The 1,533-nt window shown below is 60.7% G+C and carries 1 protein-coding gene; it reads left to right on the top strand.

Annotation, left to right across the window (positions count from 1 at the left end; translation table 11 throughout):
- On the top strand, positions 1 to 1,533 hold a 1,533-nt coding region (locus WBP53_RS00405), incomplete at both ends, for a WD40/YVTN/BNR-like repeat-containing protein (protein WP_423924812.1).

Here is a 1,533-nt window from a genome sequence, read left to right as displayed (position 1 = left end):
ACCATCGACCCTACGACGGTCGATTCCAACCCGTTCAACGCAGAAAATTTCACGGTCTACGCTGCGGGACGATCGGAAGGCTATCCGCTACTTGGCGGCGCGGATGGCGGCATCTACAAGAGCACGGATGCAGGCGCAAGCTGGACGACGATAGATAACGGGATTGCCACGATTTCCGGTAACCCGTACATGGGAACGGTTCGCGCCATCGTGCTCGATCCTCAATCATGTACTTCACCTCCTTGTGCGGCGGGGTCGGATCCTCTGCAAAGCGTCTATGTTGCCGGTAGTGGTGTAGCGGGTGATCCCGGGATGCCGTATCAGTCTGCCCGTGTCTACAAGAGCACAAACGCCGGGACGACATGGTCCGCTTCGGAGAACGGATTACCCTTGCCCGAGGATCTCGGGCCCGTCGGTACTTTCAACTATCTCTACTCGATCGCGATTTCCATGGTCATTGATCCGGTCACTCCTTCGACCCTCTACGTCGGCACATCAACGGGGTGGAGCGCCAGTTTTGGCGGCAGTATCCCGACCATGGAAAACGGTGTGTTCAAGTCGACCAATGGTGGCGCGACCTGGGTGCACTCGAGCAATGGCCTGCCGCGCTATGCCGGAGCGGGATCAACCCACTACGATGTTCTCGCACTCGCCATCAATCCCTTCAATACGCAGGTTCTTTACGCGGGTGCGACGAGTTTCGAGCTCAGCGGTGCAGTCGGCAGCATTTATAAATCCACCGATGGCGGCGCCAACTGGCTCGAGGCCAGTACCGGAATCGCCGGCAAGGATGTGCGCGCGCTGTTCATTGATCCAGCCGACCACACTGGCGACACCATCTATGCAGGAACCGGTGGTACCGGGGCGGATCCCGGTGGCGTTTATCGCACCACCAATGGCGGCGCAACCTGGAATTCTCTGAGTATCGGCTTGCCTGCAAATGCCGCGCTCGCGCTGACCAAGCCGCCGCGCGCACTCGGCGCTCCGGCTCGCATCATCGCCGGAACAACGGCCGGAGTCTGGGAATACACGGCGACTCCTGATGAGGATTCCGACGGATCGCCATCAGCGGTCGAACAAAGTGTGCTCGGCGGCGATGGCAATGGCGATGGTATTTCCGATGCGACGCAATCCTCGGTGGCTTCAACTTCGACAGCCGGCGGCTTTGGCGTCACCGGCACAACGTCGCCTGATGGCACGGTCGTGCGCACTACCATCGCGATCGTTGCGGGCAGTTGCACCCAGCTCAACGACAGCACGAACCAGCAAGCCAGCCTGTATCCACCCGATCCGATCGACGCGGCTGCAAGTCATGAGCCTTGGGGGCTGGTCAGTTTCGCGCTACCGGCCTGCAGTCAGGCGACAGTGCAAGTGACGTTCCACGGCGGCAACTTCGACGCGAACTGGCGCTGGCGCAACTACGGGCCGCGCATCCCCGGCGACGCAACAACATTCGGCTGGTACTCGTTCAGCGGCGCCCAACGCATTGATGCAGAGACCTGGGAGCTCGTGATCGATGCAAGTCTGCAGGGC

The organism is Dokdonella sp., from assembly GCF_049593775.1.
Lineage (GTDB): Bacteria > Pseudomonadota > Gammaproteobacteria > Xanthomonadales > Rhodanobacteraceae > Dokdonella.
The sequence above is the reverse complement of the archived record's forward strand: the minus strand, read 5'-3'. Positions and strand labels throughout refer to the sequence as shown.